The following is a 22,650-nucleotide window of genomic DNA, read 5'->3' as shown; positions in this document are numbered from 1 at the left end:
TCGAGGTGTGCCATGCGTGTCCTGTTAGTGGAAGACAAACCAGCCGTCGCCAAACAACTGGCCAATGCCTTGGGCGAGGCGAGCTATTCGGTGGATATAGCCAACGACGGCATGCATGCCCGACGCCTGATCGAGTCGGGCGAATACGACCTGATCATCCTCGACGTCATGCTCCCGGGCCTCAACGGCTGGCAGCTGCAGCAGCAAATCCGCAAACTCGGCGAAACCCCAGTGCTGTTCCTCACCACCACCGACGGCATCGAAGATCGCCTGCGCGGCCTGGAATTGCATGAGGATGATTACCTGCTCAAACCGTTCGCAATGAGTGCTCTGGTGGCGCGAGTGCGCAAGTTGTTGCGGCGTGATCGCGGGCGGTGAGAGATACAAAGATCGAAAGGCTGCGCGCTCGTAACGCGGCTCGTGGGACGACGAAAAGCCAACATTTTTCTGTGCTAGCGCTGTGCCTACTGTCAGATCTGACAGTAGATAACCTCAGAGCGACGATGCAAAAATCCAAATGTCGATACGACATTTCTCGGAGATTTCATCATGAGCACTGAACAAGGAAATAATCAGATTCCGCCTGCTCCCGTCATTGAGTTTCCAAAGAACGATGCTGTTGTTAAAAGCCCCGTGAAATTTGGGGGCACGGGTATGAACGAATGGTGGGTATGGATCAAATTTTCTGAGACAGCCAATATTTACGAGCCCGTACGGCCTGAAGTGAGATGGGAAGGAACGGTGACACTGCCTCCCGGTCGATACACTGTCCGTGCACTCCAGGAGTACAATCGCCAGCGCTCCGAGTACACACCGGAACTTAGTTTTTTTGTTGTTGAGTAATGGCTTCAGTTTGCAAAAAATTGCCTTCGCGGGCAGGTTCGCTCACACAGTGGTTTTGCGAGGTCAGTGGATTTTGCTTCCACTGAAGATCAATTGTGGGAGCGAGCCTGCTCGCGAAGGGGCCAACCAATAACACACCTTCTGGATCCCTCACCGCAACCCATCCCGAAACTGCCCCGGCGTCATCCCCGTCCAGCGTTTGAACGCGCGGCTGAAGCTGCTGGTGTCGGCAAACCCGAGCAAATAACTCACTTCACTCAAAGAGCATTGCGGATCGCGCAGGTGCAGCAGCGCGAGGTTTTCGCGGCTTTCGTTGAGCAGCGTGTCGAACCGGCAGCCTTCGTCGGCCAAGTGCCGTTGCAGGCTGCGCAGGCTCAGGTGCAGGGTCTGGGCGATGCGTTCGGCGCTGGGTTCGCCTTCGGGCAGTTGCTCTTCAATCGCGTCGCGCACTTTGCGCTCCCAGGTCAGCGGTTTGAGCTGCGCGAGGGTGCGCTTGAGCACGGTTTCGTTGTGTTCGGCGAGTTCCGGGTTGGCGTCGTCGAGGTGACTTTCGAAGTCGATGAGGGCGAATTCGAGGCGATCTTCCTCGGCAGCAAAATGCACCGGCGAGCGGAACACCTTGTGCCATTGGTGCGGGTCCGCCGGTTCCGGCCGGCGCAAATACACCGCCAGCGGCGCATATTCGCGGCCCAGCCGATTGCGGCAGGTGCGCACGTAGATCGCGGCGAAAGCATCGATGGCTTCAAAGGCTGGCGCGGGATTGCCTGACGGAACTTTCAGATGAAAACGGTAGCGGTCCTCGGCGCGAATCAGTTCCAGTTCCAGCGCATCGCTGACCACTTGGTGATAACGCACGATGCGCTCGAACACCTCACGCAAACTGGCGCTGGCCACCAGCGCATAACCGAGCGCATGGAACGTGGTCGGGCTGACGAAACGCGACACGCGCAGGCCGATTGCCGGATCGCCGCTGACTTGCACGGCGATTTCCCACAGGCGCGTGGTGTTGGACAACGGATAACGGGCGTTAGGGTCGTCCATCAACTGCGGGTCGAGCCCCGCCTGTTGGCACAGAGCGGTGCTGTCCAGGCCCAGCGCATCGAGCTGCTTGCGCAGGGCGCGGGTCCAACTGGCGAGGGAGGTCGGTTCAGTCATGTTGATTGGCGCTTCCGGTCAACAGGTTGGCGCTCACGGCTACTACACTTGCAGAGTTCACAAGCGAGGATGTGAGCATCAATAACCAGAGGATGGAAGCATGGACGGTACTTCTGCAAGTCCCCAGCGACTGAATGCAGGCCAGCGATCAGCGCATATTCGCGAAGTGGTGCTGGCCAGAGGCGTTGAACTGCGCAAACGCTACCCGATTCTTGATCATCAGGACGCCTTGGGCGCCGGCATTCTGGCCTTCGCGCTGGCCGGGATGATTGGTTCGGCGGCGCTCTACATCAGCGGCCACATGGCGTGGTGGGTGTGCCTGCTGCTCAACGCGTTTTTCGCGTCGTTGACCCACGAGCTCGAGCACGACCTGATCCACAGCATGTATTTCCGCAAACAACGCGTGCCGCACAACCTGATGATGGGCCTGGTGTGGCTGGCGCGGCCGAGCACGATCAACCCGTGGATTCGGCGGCATCTGCACCTCAACCATCACAAAGTCTCCGGCACTGAAAGCGACATGGAAGAACGCGCCATCACCAACGGCGAGCCGTGGGGCCTCGCGCGATTATTGATGGTCGGCGACAACATGATGTCGGCGTTCATCCGCCTGTTGCGGGCGAAAACCTTGGCGCACAAGCTGAGTATTTTGAAGCGCGTGCTCAAGGTTTACGCGCCGTTGGCGTTGCTGCATTGGGGCGCGTGGTACGTGTTTCTGGGCTTCCATGCGGCCAACGGCGTCGCCCACTTGCTCGGCGCACCGATCGAATGGTCGGCGACCACGTTGTCAGTGATGCACGTCATCGACATCGCGGTAGTGGTGATCATCGGCCCGAACGTGCTGCGCACTTTTTGCCTGCACTTTGTCAGCTCCAACATGCATTACTACGGCGATATCGAGCCGGGCAATGTGATCCAGCAAACCCAAGTGCTGAATCCATGGTGGATGTGGCCGCTGCAGGCGTTCTGCTTCAACTTCGGCAGCAGCCACGGGATTCATCATTTCGTGGTGAAAGAACCCTTCTACATCCGCCAGATGACCGTGCCGGTGGCGCATAAAGTCATGCGCGAGATGGGCGTTCGGTTCAATGACTTCGGCACCTTTGCCCGGGCGAACCGCTTTGTGCGCAAGGAAGAAACACAGTCGCAACCGCTAGACGGTGTGCGGGTCTGATGGCCTCTTCGCGGGCAAGCCTCGCTCCCACGTGAACGACCATCACCTGTAGGAGCGAGGCTTGCCCGCGAAGGCGTCGCCCCTTCAGCAAGCAATAAACGACAGCGGCAGATCCCGGATCTGCACCGCTGCGCTCGGTTGGTAATGGTCGTCGCTGGTGAGTTCGTGCAGCAGTTCTTCGCGCAGTTGGTGGAAGTCGAAACTGCTGCGCTGGCGCGGGTGGGGCAGGGCGATGTCGACCACTTGTTTGATCCGGCCGGGGCGCGGCTCCATGACTACCACGCGGTCGGCGAGGAAGATGGCTTCTTCGACATCGTGCGTCACCAGAATGGTGGTGATTTTCGCCCGCGCGCGGATCGCCAGCAGTTCGTCCTGCATCTGCTGGCGGGTCAGCGCATCGAGGGCGCCGAAGGGTTCGTCGAGCAGCAGGATCCGTGGGCTGGCGACCAGTCCGCGGGCGATTGCTACCCTTTGCGCCATGCCGCCGGAGAGCTGATGCGGGTAGGCGCGGGTGAAGTCGGTGAGGCCCACCAGTTCGATGAAGTCGTTTACGCGCTGGTGTTTTTGCTCGGCGCTCAGTGGCTCGTTGACCAGGCCCAAACCGATGTTGTCGGCGACCGTCAGCCACGGGAACAAGCGGTGTTCCTGGAAGACGATCCCGCGTTCGCTGCCGATGCCGCTGACGGCTTTGCCGTCCACGCTGATGTGCCCGCGAAATTCGGTGTCGAGCCCGACCAGCAATCGCAGCAAGGTCGATTTGCCGCAGCCGCTGGAGCCGACGATGGCGACGAATTCGCCCTCGGCAATGTCCAGGTTGAATTCGCGAATCGCTTCCAGTTCGAAGCCGTCGACGTCGAAGGATTTGCCGACATGGTTGAAGCTGACAATCGGTGCGTTCATGCGTGTCTCCAGCGAGTGGCGCGGATTTCCAGGCGTTGGCCAATAAGGTTGAGGAGCGCGCCGGTAAGGCCGACCAGCAGCATGCCGGCCATGATCAGGTCCATGCGCAGCAGTTGTTGCGCGCCGATCATCTGGCTGCCGATGCCGCCGTTGGACGGCATGAAATATTCGGCGCCAATGGTGCCGAGCCAGGCGTAGATCAGGCTCAGGCGCAGGCCGGCGAAAATCCCTGGCGCGGCACCCGGCAAGACCAAGCGGCGCAGGCGTTGTGCCAAGGTCAGGCGCAGCACTTGCGCCGCTTCATTGAGTTGCGGCGAGAGGTTGGCGACGCTGCGTTGGGTGGCGATGAACAGCGGGAAAAACGCCGCGAGCGCGACGAACACCCACTTGGCCAATTCGCCCAGACCGAACCACGCGGTCAGCAGCGGCACCCAGGCGAAAATCGCAATCTGGCGGATCGCCGCGAGGGTCGGGCCGAGCACTCGTTCACTGCTGCGCGACAACCCGAGCAGCAAACCGACGGCAAATCCGAGACCGCCACCGAGCAGCAAACCGCCGAGCGTGCGCCCCAGGCTCAGGGCCATGCCGCCGATCAACGTGCCATCGAGCAAGCCATGCCCAGTGGTTTCCAGCACCACCAGTGGGCTGACCAAAATGTTCGCGTCGACCCATTGCTGATCCGACGCCACTTGCCACAGCGCCAGCAGCGCTAACGGCAGCAGCCACGGTTGCAGCCGTTGCCAACCGGCATAACGCGGGCCACGACGAATTTCTGCGGTCGCCGGGTGCGGCCAGTGCACCAGTTTTTTGTCGAGCCAACCGATGCCGCGATCCATCGTCACGCCGATCAAACCGATGACCACGATCACCACAAAAACAATGTCGAGCATGAACAACTGCCGCGCCCACACCATCAGAAAACCGATGCCTTCGCTGGAGGCCAGCAACTCCACCGCGAGCAACGACGTCCAACCGGCAGCCAATGCCAACCGCACGCCAGCCATGAATGCCGGCAGCGCGGCGGGCAGCACCAGGCGCCGGATCAACACGTGAGTCGGCAGGCGCAGGACGGCAGCGGCTTCGCGCAATTTCGGTTGTGCATCGCGCACGCCGACCAGCGTATGCAGGGTCACGGGAACCACAATCGCCTTCACCAGCACCACCAGTTTCAGCGTTTCGCCAATGCCGAAAAACACCATGAACAGCGGAATCCACGCCAGCGTCGGCACCTGCGCCAAACCGGCGAATGTCGGAAACACCAGACGCTCCAGACGTCGGCTGAAACCCAGCGCCGCACCCAACGCCGCGCCCGCGCTGACCCCGGCGAGCAAACCCCAGAACAGTCGTTGCAGGCTGATCCACAAGTGCCCCCAAATTTCACCTTGGGCCAGTTCGACCGCGCTGTTCCACACCAGCGATGGCGCCGGGAGAATTTGCTCGCTCATCCAGTGATTGCGGCTGGCCAGCCACCAAAGGGCAAACAGGCTGATGGGCAATAACCATGGCAGCAGGCGTTGGCTGACGCTGGGCCACACGCGCCGACGATTGAGCGGCGGCGCGGCCAGCGGCAGGCTGAGAAGGGAAACACGGGCCATGGGTGACCTCCGTTTTTGACCTTGTGTAGGAGCGAGGCTTGCCCGCGAAGGCGATGTGACGGTCCAGCATCAATGTTGAATGTGACGGCCTCTTCGCGGGCAAGCCTCGCTCCTACAGGGCTTCGATGTATGCAAAATTGATCTATAAAAAATTGAATCAATGCTATTGGGAGATAAGCGAGACCATTTAAGGCTTCCAGCCCATACGCATCCAATGCATTCGAAGAATATTTTCGATGCTGTTTATGCATACCCTCCGCAGAGCCGCGCTTTCCCTCGCATAGATCCAGATGATCTAAAAATGTGAATTTATAGTATTTAAGTGTCGCGACCGATTCAGCCTACGTTCTGCTCCTCAACGCCGTCGTCACCAGGAGCCGCACCCATGAATCGTCCCTTCAAACGTGTCATCAATCTGTTTGCCGCACCGGCGCTGGCAGGGTTAATCGCACTCAGCGCGCAGGCCGCTGAACTCAAGGAAATTCGCATCGCTGTGCCCGACCTTAGCGCCGGTACGCAGAACAGCGGCGGCGGGATTACCGATGTTTTGCGTGACCAGCAGATCCTCGAAAAGGCCTTCGCCGATCAAGGCATCAAGATTCAGTGGAGCTTCTTCAAGGGCGCCGGCCCGGTGATCAACGAGGCATTCGCCAACGGCCAGGTTGACCTCGCCTACCTCGGCGATCTGGCGGCGATTATCGGCAGGTCCAACGGCCTCGACACCCGGCTGCTCAGCGCCACCGCGCGTGGGGTCAAACAGTATTTGGGCGTGGTCCCCGGTTCGGGGATCAAGACGCTGCAAGACCTCAAAGGTAAACGCGTGGCGATTTTCCGTGGCACCGCCACGCAGTTGTCGTTCGATGCGGCGTTGGCCAGTCAGGGTTTGAGCGAGAAGGATGTGAAGGTCATCAACCTCGATTTCAGCGGCGCGGTAGCGGCGTTGGCGGCCAAGCAGATCGACGCGTCGTGGGGCAGCTCCGGGCTGACCGCGTTGCAGGCCAAAGGGCTGGCCGAGTTGCCGCTCAACACCAAGGACCTCGGCGGCGCGGGCAGTGTGCAAGCGGTGCTGGTTGGCAGTGGCAAGTTTGTCGACGAACACCCGGAAGCGGTTGCGAAACTGCTCAAGGCACAGCAGCAAGCGGTGGAATGGCTGACCCAGGACGCCAACAAGGACGCCTACATTCAGCTGGTTTCGGGGCTGGCGAGTTATCCACCGATCATTCTTCAGCAGGATTTGGAGGATCAGAAGCTCAGCGAAGTTTTCCCCTCGACGCTGGACCCGGTGTTCCTCGGCAAATTGCAGGATTCGGTGGATCTGGCGGCGCAGCAGCGGCTGATCCGCAAGCCGTTCAAAGTGAGCGACTGGGTGGCGCCGGAGTTGGCAGCCGCGAAGCTCTGAGATTTCAAGCGTCTGTTCGCACGTCTTCGCGGGCAAGCCTCGCTCCTACAGGGCTTGCGCAAGCACTGTGGGAGCAAGGCTTGCCCGCGAAGAGGCCCTAAACCGCGACGCTGATCTGCTGCTTATCCACAGCCACCAACGTCTCGATCATCGCCCTTGCGGCCGGCGACAATCTGAATCCGGTGCGGCTGACAATCCCGCATCGCGCGTTCATGCTTTCGATGTTCTGAGGCAAATTGCGCCAGTGCAGCAGCACCAGCGAACCCTGCACCACGTCCTCGATAAACGCCTCTTCGGTGCCAATCCCAATCGCGTTCGACTGCAACACGATCTTCACCAGCGCCGGGAAGTGTTCAGTCTCGATGGTCGGTGAAAAATCCATCCGTCCACTGAGGTTCGCCAGCAGTTTGCGGATGCCCGGCGGGATCAGCGTGGTCGCCAGCGGATAGTCGAACATGTCATTGGTCGAGAGGCTGTCCTTGACCAGCAACGGATGCCCCGGCCGGCAGAAAAATACGCCGCGCTTGGGCGTCAGTGCCTGAGTCTGGAAGTTCGGGTCAGCCTCGAAATGGCGGATGTCGGCGATGAAGAATTCGATCTCTTCGCGGCTTAACGCGCGGCTGAGTTTTTCCCAGTTATCCACTTGAAAACAGGTGCGCACTTTCGGGTGCGCGTTGATGAATTGCGCCACTGCATCCGGCACCAGTTTCACCGCCGGCGCCGGGCCGCAACCGAAGCGCAATTCGCCGGCATCGAGCTTGGTCATCTGCGTCACTTCCGCGCTGAGCAGCGCCGCGCCTTGCACCAGGGTCAAGGCATGTTGCAGCACCACCTGGCCCTCGGGGGTGGGGCGCAAATCCTTGTTGCCACGGTCCACCAGCACGCACCCGAACTCTTGCTCCAGCCCTTGAATACTGCGGCTGAACGCCGGTTGAGTGATGCCCATGGCGTCGGCCGCGCGGACAAAACTGCGGTGTTCGTTGAGGGCAATGAAGTAGCGCAACTGGCGAAGATCCATATGCTTTTCCGGCATCCTAAAAATAGCTCGAAGGCATTTGCGACGAGGGTTGCATGAGGTTTTAAATGCAAGCTCTTATTCCGTCAACGAAGCATGCGAATATCTGTTAGATCTAAATTGAATATGGATAGAGTATTGTTTCGCTGGCGTTCAACCGTCAGCAGTCCGATCGAGGGTCTACCCATGAGCAATGCCGCTTTAGCTGTAAAACCCGCTGTCCACGCACTCGAAATCCACCCGGTAGCCGGTCGTATCGGCGCCGAGATTCGCGGCGTGCACCTTTCCGGTGAACTGGACGCCGCCACCGTCGAAGCCATTCAGCAAGCGCTGATCGAGTACAAAGTAGTGTTCTTCCGCGAGCAGACGCACCTCGACGATCAGCGTCAGGAAGCCTTCGCGCACTTGCTCGGCGAGCCGGTGGCGCACCCGACCGTGCCGGTGCGCGACGGCACCCGTTACCTGCTGGAACTCGATGGCGCCGAAGGTCAGCGCGCCAACTCCTGGCACACCGACGTGACCTTCGTTGACGCGTACCCGAAAGCCTCGATCCTGCGCTCGGTGGTCGCCCCGGCTTACGGCGGCGACACCGTGTGGGCCAACACCGCGACCGCTTACAACGAACTGGCGCCGGAACTGCGTGAACTCGCCGACAAACTGACCGCGGTGCACAGCAACGAATATGACTACGCCAGCGCCAAGCCCGACGTGTCGGCGGAGAAGCTTGAGCGCTACCGCAAAGTCTTCACCTCCACGGTTTACGAGACCGAGCACCCGGTGGTTCGTGTGCACCCGATCAGCGGCGAAAAGAGCTTGCTGCTCGGGCATTTTGTGAAGCGCATCAAGGGTTACTCGCAAGCGGATTCGGCGCACTTGTTCGGGCTGCTGCAAAGCCATGTCACTCGTCTGGAAAACACCGTTCGCTGGCGCTGGCAGGCTGGTGATGTGGCGATCTGGGATAACCGTTCGACCCAGCATTACGCGGTGGATGATTACGGAACTCAGGACCGCGTGGTGCGCCGGGTGACGTTGAAAGGTGAAGTGCCGCTGGGCGTGGCGGGGCAGCGTAGCCAGACGATCAAAGGAGCGGAAATCGCCGGAGTCTGATCTGCCGCCATCGCCAGCAGGCTCGCTCCCACAGTGGATTGGTGTGTGTCACAACATCAGTGAATAGGCACAAACCCTGTGGGAGCGAGCTTACTCGCGAAAGCGGTGTATCCATCAATATATTTATCGACTGACACTGCGCCATCGCGAGCAAGCTCGCTCCCACAGTTGATCGGCTACCACACGCCGATCTGGACCATTTTCTCGGTTTCCGGCTCGCCATAACGGAAGCGCTGCCCGCGCAGGTCAATCTCCTGATGGCTGATCGTGGTCCGGCGTTTCAACCCGCGCAGCCACTCGAACAAATACCCTGCATGCTCCTCGCGCACCGCCGCGAACGCCGGGTCCGCGCCCAGATCGTGCAATTCCTGCGGATCATTCAGCAGGTCAAACAACTGTGGGCGAAAGCCGTCATACGCCAGGTATTTCCAGCGCTCGCTGCGGACCATGGTCATGCGACAGCGGTCGATCGGTTGCGCCAGTCGCTCGCGCGCCGGCGCCTGAAACGCGTAGTCGTATTCACTGATCGCATAGCGCCGCCAATCGGTTTCGACGCCGTGCAGCAACGGGATCAGCGAACGGCCTTCGAGCCGGTGATCGGCGCTGGGCAAACCGAGGGCCTGAAGAAATGTCGGCAAGGCATCGATGGTTTCCACCAGTCGATCATCCACCGAACCACGGGTGACATCCGCCGCCGCCCTCGGGTCGCGCACGATCAGCGGAATGCCCACCGCTGGCTCGAGCAAAAACTCTTTCTCGCCCAAATAGTGATCGCCGAGGAAGTCGCCGTGGTCGCTGGTGAAGACAATCAGCGTGTCGTCCCAGCGACCATTGCTCTGGAGAAAATCGAACAGGCGCCCGAGCTGGTCATCGACCTGTTTGATCAAGCCCATGTAGGTCGGCACCACGTTCAACCGCACCTCGTCGCGGGAAAAATTCAGGCTCTCCTCATGTTGACGAAACGCCTCGTACACCGGGTGATCGCTGGCTTCACCGGCCGCCGCGCGCACCGGGGCAATCACTTGATCGGCGCCGTACAGCGCGTGATACGGCGCCGGGGCGATGTAGGGCCAGTGCGGCTTGATGTACGACAGGTGCAGGCACCACGGCTGCGCGCCTTGCTCGGCGATAAAGTCGATGGCGCGGTCGGTGGTGTAGACCGTCTCCGAATGCTGCTCGGGGACGCGCGCGGGCAGATGGGCGTTGCGCATTTGCCAGCCGCTGAGGATTTCGCCGTTATCACCTTCGGCGGCATTCGCCCAGTCGTGCCATGGGTTGAGCCCGTCGAAACCGTGTTCGCGCAGGTAATGCGTGTAGGGCGCGGACTCGCGTTTGTCGGCGAAAATCGGGTCGTCGGGGAAGATCCCGTCGTGGCGCAAGAACGCCTCGAAGCCGACTTCGTTCAAATCCTCCGCTTGCGCACTGTCAGGGTCGATGGCCAGGCGTTGCAACGCCTCCAGATTGGGCGTGGCGTGGGTCTTGCCGACCAGCGCGGTGCGGATGCCGTGCGGGCGCAGATAATCGCCGATGGTCAATTCTTCGAGGGGCAACGGCACCGCGTTCCACGCCACTTGATGGCTGCTGACGTAACGGCCGGTGTAGGCGGACATGCGCGAGGGTCCGCAGATCGTGCCTTGGGTGTAGGCACGGCTGAAACGCACGCCGGCCGCGGCCAGGCGATCGATGTTGGGCGTGTGCAAATGCGGATGGCCGTAGCACGACAGGTAATCGCGGCGCAGCTGATCGCACATGATGTACAGCACGTTACGCACGGGTTTTTCGGGGTTGGACATGAGGTTCACCAATCAGAAGACAGGCGAGGTTTTTCGCTGTTGCGGTGGGGTTGAGGCAAGTGCATTTGGGGAATGGGTTTTATGCAGGGATTGCATCGGCGGCCAGAAAATCGCCATCGCGGGCAAGCCTTGCTCCTACAGGTCCGAGCACGACACAAAACCGTAGGAGCAAAGCTTGCTCGCGATAGCGGTCAATCAGACAGCCAGATTCTCCAGCGAACACACCTCTTCATCCCGCGCATCCACTTCTTTGATCTGCGCAATCATCGCCTCGGCCAGCGGCGATAAACGATACCCGGCGCGGCTGACAATCCCGTAGCGCGTGTACAACTCCTCCAGGTCATCGGCCAGCCCATCAATCCGCAAACAGACCAATTCACCCTTCGCGTGATGCAGCGCGTCCGAGTACGCGCCGACAATGCCGATGGCGTCCGAGCGCATCACCACACTGAGCAGGCTGTAGCTGTTTTCGCACTCCACATTCGGGGTGAAATCCGGGCGACCGCTCAAGTCGACGATGACTTTGCGCAGATTCGGCGGACGGATGCTCACGGCCATCGGATAGCTCATCAACTCCGCCGCGCTGATACGTTCGCGCGCCGCCAGCGGATGCCCGGCGCGGCAGCAGAAATGCCATTTGCGCGGGCGCAGACGCTGGGTCAGGTAGTCCGGATCGGCCTCGAAATAACGCGTGTCGGCGACGAAAAATTCGAACTCCTCACTCAGCAGCCGCTTGCTCAGACTCTGCCAGTCATCGACCTGAAACTGCACCCGCGCTTTCGGGTAGCGCCCGATAAAACTGCCGATCGCGCGCGGGATCAAGCCCGCCGCCGGTGCAGGGCCGCAACCGAAGCGCAACTCGCCGGCCTCGAGGCCATTGAACTGGCTGATCTCGTTGGCCATTTGCTGCGCGCCGCTGACCAGTCGCCGCGCATGTTCGAGCAGCATCTGCCCCTGCTTGGTCGGCGCCAGATCCTTGCGGCCACGATCGACCAACTGACAGCCGACGCTGTGCTCCAGCGCCTGAATGCTGCGGCTGAAGGCCGATTGCGAGAGGTTCACCGCCAGCGCACCCGCGACGAAGCTGCGCTGGTCGGCGAGGGCGATGAAGTGTCGGAGTTGGCGCAAATCGATATGCATTTTTCACATAAAAAATATCGGGCGAATGCATTGGATATGCATCAGGTGGACTCCTTATAAAGGCAATCTCTTATGCAGTAAATCTTTGTAAAAACATAAATAAATAACTTAAAAGAATATGCAGTGCTGAACGTCGTTGCGTGTTTTTTGATCAGGAGCCGCCTCATGAGTCCGTTGAACCTCGCCTCACCCGTATCGCCCCGACGGCTCAAGCGCCTGCCCCTGGCGCTATTACTGGCGAGCAGCGCCCAGGCTTACGCAGCGCAGCCTGCAACTACCGCCGCAGCGCCTGCCGGCAAAACCGCCGCCGACAGTGCGCAACTGGAAACCGTCACCGTCACCACCCGCCGCCGCGAAGAAAGTTCGCAGGATGTGCCGACACCCATGAGTGTGGTCAGCGGCCAGGCACTGGAAACCCAGCGGGTATATCGCATTCAGGATCTGCAGCAACTGGTGCCCAGCGTCAACGTTGCCTACATGCATGCGCGGCAGTCCAGCGTGTCGATTCGCGGGCTCGGCAACAACCCGGCCAGCGACGGTCTGGAGGGCAGCGTCGGGCTCTACATCGACAACGTTTACCTCGGGCGGCCGGGCATGGCGGTGTTCGACTTGATGGACATCGAACAGCTCGAAGTGCTGCGCGGTCCGCAAGGCACGCTGTTCGGCAAAAACACCACGGCGGGGGTGATCAACATCAGCACGCGCGCGCCGTCGTTCACCCCGGAACGCAGCATCGAAACGTCGGTCGGCGAGGACGGTTATTTCCAGACCAAAGGGACGATTTCCGGTCCGCTGAACGATGAACTCGCCGGACGATTTTCGGCCTATCGCACGCGCAGCGACGGCGACATCAAAAACGAATTTAATGGCCACGACTTGAACGGCGGCTCGCGCGAAGGCTTCCGTGGCCAGTTGCTGTACAAGCCCAACGAGTCGTTCAACCTGCGCTGGATCGGCGATTACAACGAAGAGGATTCCAGCGCTGGCACCCGCGTGTTGTACAACACCGGGCCGACCATCAATGGCGTCAACCTTTATGAATCACGCGCCGCTGCGGCGGGCGCGACGCTGGTCAACGGCTCGCATCGCAAGGTCAATCTGGACAACGATCAACACGTCACCGTGCATCAGGGCGGCACCTCGCTGGAGGCAAACTGGAGCTTGCCGAGCGACTTCACCCTGACCTCGATCAGCTCCTATCGCTGGTGGAATTTCACCCCGCGCAACGACGATGGCTTGAACGTGCCGGCGAGCTACAACGCCGGGGTTTCGGTGGAAGACAAACAGTATTCGCAGGAATTTCGCCTGGCTTCGCCCAAGGGTGAATTCTTCGATTACGTGCTCGGCGCGTACTACTTCGGCAACGATCTGGACAACAAATCCTTCGCCAATTACGGCCCGCAAGCGGACATCTGGAACGGCACCCCGGCGGGCGCACTGGCCAACGTCGACAGCGTCGGCAAGGGCCATATCAAGACCGACAGTTTTGCGCTGTTTGCCCAAGGCACCTGGCACCTCACGCCACGCCTGGATTTCACTGCCGGCGTGCGCGGCACTTATGAAGAGAAAAACGCCTCGGTGACCCGCGCGGCACCGGTCGGTGGCGCCGCAGTGACCGGCGCAGCGGCTACGGCGCGACGTGGGCGCACCGGCGCTTACGACTCCGGTGATTTGAATCAGTACAGCGCCAGCCCTTCTGGCTTGTTGAACCTCAGTTATCGCTTCACCGATGACGTGCTCGGCTACGCCACGCTGTCTCACGGCGAGAAGTCCGGCGGGGTCAATCTCGCGGTCGGCTCGGCACCGACGGCGGGCGCCGACTCGCTGCTGATCGGCACCGAGCGCGCGAACAACGCCGAACTCGGTTTCAAAAGCACCCTGTGGGACCGCCGTCTGCAGCTCAACGCCAACGTGTTCTGGACCCAGGTCAACGCCTACCAGACCAATGCCTATGACGCCGACAATCGCGTGCAGTACCTGACCAACGCCGGCTCGGTGCGCTCACGCGGCATCGAATTCGAAAGCACCCTGGTGCCGCTGCGGGGCCTGACGCTGAACATCAATGGCTCGTACAACGACGTCAGTTACCTCTCGTACAAAGACGCGCCATGCCCGCCGGAAATCAGCCAGGCACCGGGCGCCCCGGCGTCGTGCGACCTCAGCGGCCACCAGGTGGTGGGCGCGTCGAAATGGATCGGCAACGCCAACGGCGAATACAAATGGAACCTGAGCAGCGGCCTCGAAGAATACGTCACCGCCAGCTACGCGTTCCGCTCCAAAGCCGTCGGCACCGTGGAAGATTCCGACTACGGGCAGATTCCGAGTTACGCCGTGGTCAACCTCTCCACCGGCCTGCGCGGCGACTTCAACCAAGGCCAGTGGGACGTCTCGCTGTGGCTGAAAAACGCCTTCGACAAAACCTATTACACGACCCTCTGGACCGGCGGCAACGGCGGTTATGAAGGCCTGCTCGGAACCCCGCGCACCCTCGGCCTGACCGGTCGCTACGACTTCTGATTCGTGACTCAAGGAGTTTCATCATGTTGAGCATCAAAACCGCTTTACCGCTGTTGCTGACCGGCGCGGTATTCAGCGCAGGCACCTTCGCCGCACCCAGCGTCTACCCCACGGGCGTGACCCGTTATGACCCGGCCAAGGCGTTTAACCAATACGTGATTTTCAGCGGCGCCGACAAGCAGACGCACTTGATCGACATGAACGGCAACGAGGTGAAAACCTGGCCGCACGCTGGTTTCCCTTCGGCGGTAATCGATCCGCAACTGGTCGGCGGCAAGCGCGGCCATGTGTTGCTGCAACTCAGCGACAAGGACCCCGGCAAACTCGGTTCGGCCGGCAACGGTTTGGGCAACCAGAGCATTGGCGAGCTCGACTGGAACGGCAAAGTCGTCTGGCAGTGGGGCGACAAGGCGCCGGGCGGCGCTGCGCAACAGCACCATGACCAACGGCGTCTGGCCAACGGCAACACCGTGGTGTTGGCCAACAAAGTGCACAAGGTCGCCGGGTTCAAAGTGCCGGAAGTCATCGACGATGCCATCTACGAAGTCACGCCCGAAGGTGAGGTGAAATGGCAATGGCTGGCCTCGGAACACCTGGATGAATTCGGCTTTACGCCCGAGCAATTGAAACTGGTGCACGCCAGCGACAACCCGGATTACCTGCACATCAACAACCTCAGCCTTGTCGGCCCGAACAAGTGGTTTGACGCGGGCGACAAACGCTTCAATCCGGATAATTTGTTGCTCGATTCACGCAACGCCAATTTCATCGCAATCATCGACAAGCAAAGCGGCAAAGTGGTCTGGCGTCTCGGCCCGAACCTGCCGCTGATCGATCCTGAAACCGCGCAAAAACTGCCACGGCCGGTGGACCAGTTTGTCGGCCAGCACGACGCGCACATCATCCCCGCAGGCTTGCCGGGCGCGGGGAATATTCTGCTGTTCGATAACCAGGGCTCGGCGGGTTATCCGAACGTCACGCTGGGGCTGATCTCGGGTTCGCGTGTGCTGGAAATCGACCCGAGCACGAACCAAATCGTCTGGCAGTACAGCGCGGCCAATTCGAAACAGCCGGGATGGGCGTTTTACAGCTCGTTCATCAGCAGTGCGCGACGTTTGCCGAACGGCAATACGTTGATCGACGAAGGCATGAACGGACGGTTTTTCCAAGTCACGGCCAGCGGCGAAAACGTCTGGGAATACGTCAGCCCATACCTTGGCAAAGCGCCGGGTGGCGATGCGATCAGCAACTGGGTCTACCGCGCATTGCCGGTGAGCTACGACTGGGTGCCGCAGGGCACGCCGCGTGCAGAAACCGCAGTGGTTGCGCCGACGGTGGCCGCGCAACAAACCAGCGCAAGCCGCTGATCAGGGCCGCGCAAGGGCCGAAAACCATGCCTGCCGGGAATATTTTCGATGCCTCGAATGCATGGGTAATCGGGCGCCTGCGCGCAGGCCTTGGCGGACAAGGCCTGCAGCAAGGCGGGCAATTTTTATATTCGTTAATGATCTATCAGTAATCGAAAAGATTACTTTCAGAGATAAGCGTCTAGCTCAATGATCACGCCATCGACAGGCCGGCGGGGAATGTTTGTTCCGGCCTGTCTTTTTATGTAGACGCGTTTTTGAAGGACTGCAGGGAGTAAAACCATGGGCAATGTCCAGACCGCCGCCGGCGCGCGTGAGGTGCTGTGGCGCCACGCGCCGAGTGGCGAGTTGGTCGACCTCGGCCGTGTGCATCGGGTGCCGTTGGGCCAGTTGCGTTTGCAGCGTGCGCCCAAGGGGATTTTGAGCCGTCGTGAAGCGATTCTGCTCGGCGTGCTCGCGTTGCTGGTGCATGGCGCGGTGATCTACTGGCTCAATCAGCAACCGCTCAAGGAATTGCCGATTGTGCCGCCGGAAATTCCGCCAATGACCATCGAGTTTTCGCGCCCGGCGCCGCCCGTGGTCGAGCCGCCACCGCCGCAACCGGTACAACCGGTGGTCGAGCCGCCGCCACCCGTCGAAGACGAATTGGCCGTAAAACCGCCGCCACCCAAACCTGTTCCGAAGCCTAAGCCAGTCGCCAAACCGGTGCCCAAGCCAACACCCAAGCCAACACCCAAAGCGGTCGAGCAACCGCCCGCACCGCCACAACCGACGGCGCCGGTCGCCGCGCCTGCGCCACCGGCACCACCAGCGCCCGCACCGGTGACGCCAGCCTCGGCCAACGCCGCGTACCTGAAAAACCCGGCGCCGGAATACCCGTCGCTGGCCCAGCGTCGCGGGTGGGAAGGCACGGTGTTGCTACGAGTGCATGTTTTGGCCAACGGCAAACCGGGGGAAATCCAGATTCAGAAAAGCAGTGGTCGCGATCAGCTCGACGACGCGGCGCTCAGCGCGGTCAAGCGCTGGAGTTTTGTCCCGGCCAAGCAAGGTGAGGTGGCCCAGGACGGCTGGGTCAGCGTGCCGATCGATTTCAAGATTCATTAAACCGAAACCCAATTCGCGCCAAATGTTTACACGAGGGAATACATCATGACGTTACTGGCCTCTCCACTTGAATCCATCGAAAGCGCGGTGATCTGGCTGCTGGTGGTTTTTTCCGTTGCCACTTGGGGTTTGGCGTTGCTTAAAGGCGTGCAGTTCGGTCGTCTGAAAGCTCAGGATCGCAAGTTTCACAAGCAGTTCTGGGCGGCTTCGAGTCTGGATGCCGCTGCCGAATTGAGCGAAACCCAGCCCGGCGCCGCCGCACGGGTTGCCCAGGCCGGTTACGCGGCGATTCAGGTCGGTGAAGCGCCGCAGGCGCAGGATTTGAGCCAGGCGATCAATCATCAGGATCGGCTGGAGCGCGCCTTGCGTCAGCAGATCGTCCGCGAACGGCGTTCGCTGGAAACCGGGCTGGCGGTGGTCGCGAGCATCGGCAGCACCTCGCCGTTCATTGGTTTGTTCGGCACGGTGTGGGGAATCATGGAAGCGTTGAAAGGCATCAGCGCGGCCGGTTCGGCGAGCCTGGAAACGGTCGCCGGGCCGATCGGCGCAGCACTGGTCGCGACCGGTGTGGGGATCGCGGTCGCGGTGCCGGCGGTGCTGGTTTACAACTACTTTTTGCGCCGTTTGAAACTGACCGCGGCGGACCTCGATGACTTCGCCCACGACTTCTACAGCCTGGCGCAGAAGAGTTCGTTCCGACTGCTGATTCACCCGACGTCGCACAAAGTCGTGGCCCAGGGTGGCACGCACAAAGTGAAGGAGGCGTCCTGATATGGCGTTCTCCACGCAAGACAGTGATGAGGTGCTGAGCGAGATCAATGTCACGCCGCTGGTGGACGTGATGCTGGTGCTGCTGGTGGTGTTTATCGTCACCGCGCCGCTGCTGACCAACGCCATCCCGATCAACCTGCCGAAGACCGAAGCGGTGGCGCCGGTTGAGCAGAAGGACCCGCTGGTGGTGAGCATCGATGGCGCCGGCAAATTGTTTATCAACAAGGATGAAATCCAGCCGGACTTGCTGGAATTCAACCTCAAATCAGCGAAAGCCAAAGACCCGGAGGTGCGCGTGCAATTGCAGGCCGACGACGGGGTGAATTACGGCGAAGTCGCGCGGGCCATGGCCTCGATTGAACGGGCCGGGATTACCAAATTGTCGGTGATCACCGCGCGCTAGATTTCCACAGTTTCCGGGGCCGTCTCCTTGGCAGGGTGCGGCCCTTTTTTTTATTCGGGATCACCACAAAACCTGTGGGAGCCGAGCTTGCTCGCGATGGCGGTGGGTCAGTCGCCATCGATTTGGCCTGACCCACCGCTATCGCGAGCAAGCTCAGCTCCCACGGAGATCAGGTTTATATTCGATATAGGTCTTAATAAATAGCTTCTTATTCCTTAACGAATATAACTCGCGTCCCTATACTCGGTCCGGAACAGACACGCAGCAGGAGAGCTCCCCCATGCGCAACGAATCAATTCGCTACCTGATTGTGCCGGGCTGGCAAGGATCGCCAGATGATCATTGGCAAAGCCACTGGCAGAACAGTTTGCCGAACAGTGCGCGCGTGGAACAGGCCGACTGGCTGACGCCGCGTCGGGAAGACTGGGTCGCAGCGCTCGCCGAGGCGATTGCCGCCGACAGCACGCCAGTCATCCTGATCGCCCACAGCCTCGGTTGCATCACCGTCGCGCATTGGGCGGCGACCGCGCCGTCGCAGTTTTTGCGTCAGGTGCGCGGTGCCTTGCTGGTCGCGCCTGCGGACGTCGAGCGCCCGGCCTGCGCGCCGGCCCTGCGCAACTTTGCACCGATTCCGACGACGTTATTGCCGTTCCCCAGCCAAGTCGTCAGCTCCGACAACGACAGCGCCGTCAGCGCACCGCGCGCGCTGGAATTGGCGCGCCACTGGGGCGCTGAGGCGGGGATTCTGTCCGGTGCCGGGCACATCAACGTCAAGTCCGGTCACCAGCGCTGGGAGCAGGGTTTTGCCTATCTCTATCGCCTGCAAAACCGCATGGAACATCACGCCCTGCGCCGCGCTTGAATTTCTTGTTTCTTTAAACGCCCCCGTCTCCCGGCGGTTTTGGGCGGGAGTCTGCCATGAGTTTTGAAGCCTTCGGTCAGCCGCTGCTGACCTTTCCCGACGCCGAAAAAAGTCCCCTGAGCATCCGCGCCAAAGCGTTGGTGTTTGTCGATCCACGCTCGCGCCAGTTGCGCGAGGAACTGGAGCAACTGGCACCGCGCTCGGTGTGCGTGTTGATTCGCGGCGAAACCGGCAGCGGCAAAGAACTGCTCGCGCGCCACATCCATCGCGCCAGTGATCGCGGCGGTTTGTTCGTGTCGGTCAATTGCGGCGCGATCAGCCCGACTTATGCCGACGCTGAATTGTTCGGTTACGCCGCCGGCAGCTACAGCGGCGCGGCGAGCAGTCGCGCCGGGTGGTTTGGCTCGGCGAATGGCGGCACGTTGTACCTGGACGAAATCGGCGACTTGCCGCTGCCGATCCAGATCAAATTGCTCTCGGCGCTGGAGAACCACGAAGTCACCCGCGTCGGCGCGCACCAGCCGAGCCCGGTGGACGTACGCCTGGTCGCCGCCACCAGCATCGACCTCGCGCAAGCGGTGGCCGCCGGCAAATTCCACGAACGGCTTTATCACTACCTCAGCGAAGGCCAGCTGGAACTGCCGGCCCTGCGTGAACGCGTGGGCGATATTCTGTCGCTGGCCGAATATTTTCTCGGCATCTATAGCCAACGCCTCGACCTGCCAGTGCCGCTGATCAGCGAATCGGCGCAACAGGTGCTGGAAGCGCACAGCTGGCCGGGCAATACCCGCGAACTGGAAAACGTCATTCACTTTGCGCTGCTGGTGAGCACCGGCGACGAAATCCTGCCCGAGCATTTGAACCTGCCAGAGGCGACGCCATCGTTGCAGCAGATCGAGCGGCAACTCAAACACATCCTCGCCAACGGATCCGCCGCCGAACGAGCAGCGCTAAACCAACTCCTGAAAAACACCGCCACCCTGTAGGAGCAAAGCTGATCTGGTCAAGTAATCCTGGACACCAATTACGGTTTTTTCACGCCGCCATTTTCTCCATGGCGACCGGTGACCGGTAATCGTTGTAGCTATGGAGCCTGAAGTTGTTGTAGCGCACCACGTAGCGCTGCAAATCAGCCCGGGCTTCATACTCCGAGCGGTAACCGGCTTCAGGCACCCACTCTGATTTCAGACTTCCAAAGAAACGCTCCATCGGGGCGTTATCCCAGCATTCGCCTTTACGACTCATGCTTTGCCGCAGTCCATTCGCCAGCAACTCATTCCTGAACTTATGGCTGGTGTACTGGCAGCCTTGATCGGAGTGAAACAGCACGTCTTTGGGTTTGCCTCGCAGCTCAACCGCCATCCGTAGGGCCTCGCAGGTCAGCTCCGCATCCGAGATCATCGAAAACGCCCAGCCCACGAGCCGGCGGGCGAACAGGTCCAGAACCGCTGCAAAATACATCCACCGCGTGCCGACCTTGATGTACGTCACGTCCGCGCACCACACTTGGTTGATCGCCGTGACATCAAACTCGCGCTTGAGCACGTGCGGCGCCACCAAGGCTTCAACGCCAGATGACTTGTATTTGTGACGTCGGCGCTGACGACTGACCACGCCGGCTTCTCGCATCAAGCTGCGAGCCATGTGCCGCCCGACGCGATGCCCCTTGGCTTGCAGCTCCCTAGAAAGGGTGCGCGCCCCCGCGGAAGCTCTGGATTCCTTGTGATGCTCTACCAGCATGGCTTTGAGTTTCTCCCGCTCAGGGTTCACCTTGCCTTGGCGCTGACGCCAAGCATAAAAACTGCTGCGGCTGACTTCAAACACCCGGCAGCAGTCGTTAACGCCATATCGCTCGCCCAGCTCATTGATCAGTGAGAATGATCTTTGGCGTCCAACAGCAGGAGAGCACTGGCCTTTTTTAGGATTTCGATATCCCGGTCTTTTTGCCTGAGCAAGGCTTTGAGTTCCTGAATTTCTCGCTGGTCAGCCGTGATCGCTTTGGCTCCCACCGGGGTCGAACCCTGGCGTTCTTTACGCACCTGATCGACCCAGCGACGCAAGGCGGTAGGGCCAATATCTAAACTGGCGCAAACCTCGGGAACCGATATCCCCTCATCCAGCACCATGCCAGCAGCCTTGAGTTTGAACTCAGTTGAATAAGAATTACGCATATCCAAAAACACCTCAGATTTGGGCGCCATCATAGCGCCCGATTGAAGTGTCCAAAATCATTAGGCCAGTTCAAGCTTGCTCGCGAAGCAGACGACGCGGTGCATCCGGCAAGACGCCGTCCCCTGTAGGAGCAAAGCTTGCTCGCGAACCGAAACGACGCGGTGCATCGGCAAAACGCCGTCCCCTGTAGGAGCAAAGCTTGCTCGCGAACCGAAACGACGCGGTGTATCAGCAAGGACGCCTTCGCGGGCAAGCCTCGCTCCTACGGGTAATGCGCGAGCCAGAGGTGTATGAACAAAATGGAATATGAAAGTGAATAAAAGATATTGTTCGGGAATAAAAAATCCCGGTATTGTCCGCCTCACGCCAGCGATAGCACATCACTGGCACTCGTACTAATAGCCGTCGCCACTGGCGACCGTGATTTTCGATAAGGACACTGCATGAAAAAGGTTCTGTTGTTCACCGCACTGGCGGCTGCCCTGACTGCTGGCCTGGCCCAGGCCGGCGAGAAACTGGTGGTTGCGGCGACCCCGGTCCCACACGCCGAGATTCTTGAACTGATCAAACCGACCCTCGCCAAAGAAGGCGTGGATCTGGAAATCAAAGTCTTCACCGACTACGTTCAGCCGAACGTACAGGTCGATCAGAAGCGTCTGGACGCCAACTACTTCCAGACCCTGCCGTACCTGGACAGCTTCAACAAAGGCAAGGGCACTAACCTGGTCACCGTGATCGGCGTGCACGTCGAACCGTTCGGCGGCTACTCGAAGAAAGTCAAAAGCCTGGCTGACCTGAAGGACGGCGCCACCATCGCCATCCCTAACGAAGGCAGCAACAGCGGCCGTGCCCTGATCCTGCTGCAGAAGGCTGGCCTGATCGAGTTGAAAGACCCGAAAAACGCTTTGGCGACGCCGAAAGATATCGCCAAGAACCCGCGCAACTTCAAGTTCAAGGAACTCGAATCGGCCATGCTCCCGCGTGTGCTGGATCAAGTCGACCTGGACATGATCAACACCAACTACGCGCTGGAAGCAGGTCTGAACCCGGCTAAAGACGCGTTGGTCATCGAAGGCGCGGATTCGCCTTACGTGAACTTCCTGGTGGCGCGTCCGGACAACAAGGACAGCGACGCCATCCAGAAACTGGCCAAAGCCTTGACCAGCCCGGAAGTGAAAGCGTTCATCGAGAAGAAATACAGCGGCGCCGTACTGCCGGCGTTCTGATTCGACGCAGCACCAAACCCCTTCAAGGTTTCAACGCCGACGGCTGCTACAGCGTCGGCGTTTTTGCGTGCGCCGCAGACCCATGTGGGAGCGAGCTTGCTCGCGAT

The 22,650-nt window shown here is 60.3% G+C and carries 21 protein-coding genes; 13 read left to right on the top strand and 8 right to left on the bottom strand.

Annotated features, from left to right (window positions below):
• Window positions 1-12 precede the first annotated feature (12 nt).
• Together BLU01_RS11655 and BLU01_RS27565 are read left to right on the top strand one after the other, a co-directional pair.
• Complete coding sequence (locus BLU01_RS11655; protein ID WP_092275101.1) at window positions 13-378, top strand: response regulator; 366 nt, start codon at window positions 13-15, stop codon at window positions 376-378.
• A 171-nt stretch (window positions 379-549) separates the two neighbouring features.
• A complete protein-coding gene (locus BLU01_RS27565) occupies window positions 550-843 on the top strand; it encodes a hypothetical protein (RefSeq protein ID WP_101207751.1) in 294 nt (97 codons plus the stop codon).
• 150 nt (window positions 844-993) lie between these two features.
• Here BLU01_RS27565 and BLU01_RS11650 read toward each other — a convergent pair whose 3' ends face one another.
• Complete coding sequence (locus tag BLU01_RS11650) at window positions 994-1,998, bottom strand: AraC family transcriptional regulator (RefSeq protein ID WP_092275098.1); 1,005 nt, start codon at window positions 1,996-1,998, stop codon at window positions 994-996.
• 100 nt (window positions 1,999-2,098) lie between these two features.
• On the opposite strand from BLU01_RS11650, the gene BLU01_RS11645 reads away from it, so the two are divergent.
• Entirely contained in the window at window positions 2,099-3,172 is a 1,074-nt protein-coding gene (locus tag BLU01_RS11645; RefSeq protein WP_092275095.1) for a fatty acid desaturase, read from the top strand.
• 84 nt (window positions 3,173-3,256) lie between these two features.
• Here the strand turns inward: BLU01_RS11645 and BLU01_RS11640 are convergent, their stop codons facing one another.
• Together BLU01_RS11640 and BLU01_RS11635 are read right to left on the bottom strand one after the other, a co-directional pair.
• A complete protein-coding gene (locus tag BLU01_RS11640) occupies window positions 3,257-4,072 on the bottom strand; it encodes an ABC transporter ATP-binding protein (RefSeq protein WP_092275091.1) in 816 nt (271 codons plus the stop codon).
• The gene (locus tag BLU01_RS11635) at window positions 4,069-5,667 is read right to left on the bottom strand and encodes an ABC transporter permease (RefSeq protein ID WP_092275088.1); all 1,599 of its coding nucleotides are present in this window, start codon (window positions 5,665-5,667) and stop codon (window positions 4,069-4,071) included. Before BLU01_RS11635 ends, BLU01_RS11640 begins: the two co-directional genes overlap by 4 nt.
• 385 nt (window positions 5,668-6,052) lie before the next feature.
• On the opposite strand from BLU01_RS11635, the gene BLU01_RS11630 reads away from it, so the two are divergent.
• Window positions 6,053-7,066, top strand: a complete 1,014-nt coding sequence (locus BLU01_RS11630) for an ABC transporter substrate-binding protein (RefSeq protein WP_092275085.1) — start codon at window positions 6,053-6,055, stop codon at window positions 7,064-7,066.
• A 97-nt stretch (window positions 7,067-7,163) separates the two neighbouring features.
• On the opposite strand, the gene BLU01_RS11625 is transcribed toward BLU01_RS11630, so the two are convergent.
• Complete coding sequence (locus tag BLU01_RS11625; protein WP_092275081.1) at window positions 7,164-8,084, bottom strand: LysR family transcriptional regulator; 921 nt, start codon at window positions 8,082-8,084, stop codon at window positions 7,164-7,166.
• A 183-nt stretch (window positions 8,085-8,267) separates the two neighbouring features.
• Here BLU01_RS11625 and BLU01_RS11620 point away from each other — a divergent pair, with 183 nt between their 5' ends.
• A complete protein-coding gene (locus BLU01_RS11620) occupies window positions 8,268-9,188 on the top strand; it encodes a TauD/TfdA dioxygenase family protein (RefSeq protein WP_092275079.1) in 921 nt (306 codons plus the stop codon).
• Window positions 9,189-9,364: 176 nt separating this feature from the next.
• Here BLU01_RS11620 and BLU01_RS11615 read toward each other — a convergent pair whose 3' ends face one another.
• The gene (locus BLU01_RS11615; protein WP_092275076.1) at window positions 9,365-10,981 is read right to left on the bottom strand and encodes an alkaline phosphatase family protein; all 1,617 of its coding nucleotides are present in this window, start codon (window positions 10,979-10,981) and stop codon (window positions 9,365-9,367) included.
• 195 nt (window positions 10,982-11,176) lie between these two features.
• Complete coding sequence (locus BLU01_RS11610) at window positions 11,177-12,121, bottom strand: LysR family transcriptional regulator (RefSeq protein WP_092275073.1); 945 nt, start codon at window positions 12,119-12,121, stop codon at window positions 11,177-11,179.
• A gap of 165 nt (window positions 12,122-12,286) precedes the next feature.
• On the opposite strand from BLU01_RS11610, the gene BLU01_RS11605 reads away from it, so the two are divergent.
• From BLU01_RS11605 to BLU01_RS11575, 7 genes are all read left to right on the top strand, one after another.
• Window positions 12,287-14,638 (top strand): TonB-dependent receptor, encoded by a 2,352-nt coding sequence (locus BLU01_RS11605; RefSeq protein WP_092275070.1) that lies wholly within the window; start codon window positions 12,287-12,289, stop codon window positions 14,636-14,638.
• A gap of 23 nt (window positions 14,639-14,661) precedes the next feature.
• Window positions 14,662-16,005 carry an aryl-sulfate sulfotransferase gene (locus tag BLU01_RS11600; protein ID WP_092275067.1) on the top strand — a complete coding sequence of 448 codons (1,344 nt, stop codon included), beginning with the start codon at window positions 14,662-14,664 and terminating at the stop codon, window positions 16,003-16,005.
• Window positions 16,006-16,287: 282 nt separating this feature from the next.
• Window positions 16,288-17,109 (top strand): energy transducer TonB, encoded by an 822-nt coding sequence (locus BLU01_RS11595; protein WP_092275064.1) that lies wholly within the window; start codon window positions 16,288-16,290, stop codon window positions 17,107-17,109.
• Between the two features lie 45 nt (window positions 17,110-17,154).
• The gene (locus BLU01_RS11590; RefSeq protein WP_092275061.1) at window positions 17,155-17,880 is read left to right on the top strand and encodes a MotA/TolQ/ExbB proton channel family protein; all 726 of its coding nucleotides are present in this window, start codon (window positions 17,155-17,157) and stop codon (window positions 17,878-17,880) included.
• A 1-nt stretch (window position 17,881) separates the two neighbouring features.
• On the top strand, window positions 17,882-18,283 hold the full coding sequence (locus BLU01_RS11585; protein WP_003220570.1) for an ExbD/TolR family protein: 402 nt from the start codon (window positions 17,882-17,884) through the stop codon (window positions 18,281-18,283).
• Between the two features lie 280 nt (window positions 18,284-18,563).
• On the top strand, window positions 18,564-19,145 hold the full coding sequence (locus BLU01_RS11580) for an alpha/beta hydrolase (protein ID WP_092275058.1): 582 nt from the start codon (window positions 18,564-18,566) through the stop codon (window positions 19,143-19,145).
• A 56-nt stretch (window positions 19,146-19,201) separates the two neighbouring features.
• Window positions 19,202-20,131 carry a sigma 54-interacting transcriptional regulator gene (locus tag BLU01_RS11575; RefSeq protein ID WP_092275055.1) on the top strand — a complete coding sequence of 310 codons (930 nt, stop codon included), beginning with the start codon at window positions 19,202-19,204 and terminating at the stop codon, window positions 20,129-20,131.
• 49 nt (window positions 20,132-20,180) lie between these two features.
• On the opposite strand, the gene BLU01_RS11570 is transcribed toward BLU01_RS11575, so the two are convergent.
• A complete protein-coding gene (locus tag BLU01_RS11570; RefSeq protein WP_231987151.1) occupies window positions 20,181-21,005 on the bottom strand; it encodes an IS3 family transposase in 825 nt (274 codons plus the stop codon).
• An 8-nt stretch (window positions 21,006-21,013) separates the two neighbouring features.
• Window positions 21,014-21,316, bottom strand: coding sequence for a transposase (locus BLU01_RS27990; protein WP_231987094.1), 303 nt, complete (start codon window positions 21,314-21,316; stop codon window positions 21,014-21,016).
• Between the two features lie 444 nt (window positions 21,317-21,760).
• On the opposite strand from BLU01_RS27990, the gene BLU01_RS11565 reads away from it, so the two are divergent.
• Entirely contained in the window at window positions 21,761-22,543 is a 783-nt protein-coding gene (locus BLU01_RS11565) for a MetQ/NlpA family ABC transporter substrate-binding protein (protein ID WP_092275051.1), read from the top strand.
• Window positions 22,544-22,650: the final 107 nt, after the last annotated feature.

The organism is Pseudomonas prosekii (genome assembly GCF_900105155.1).
Classification (GTDB): Bacteria; Pseudomonadota; Gammaproteobacteria; order Pseudomonadales; family Pseudomonadaceae; genus Aquipseudomonas; species Aquipseudomonas prosekii.
Note: the sequence above shows the minus strand (reverse complement) of the source record. Positions and strands in the feature narration are given on the sequence as shown.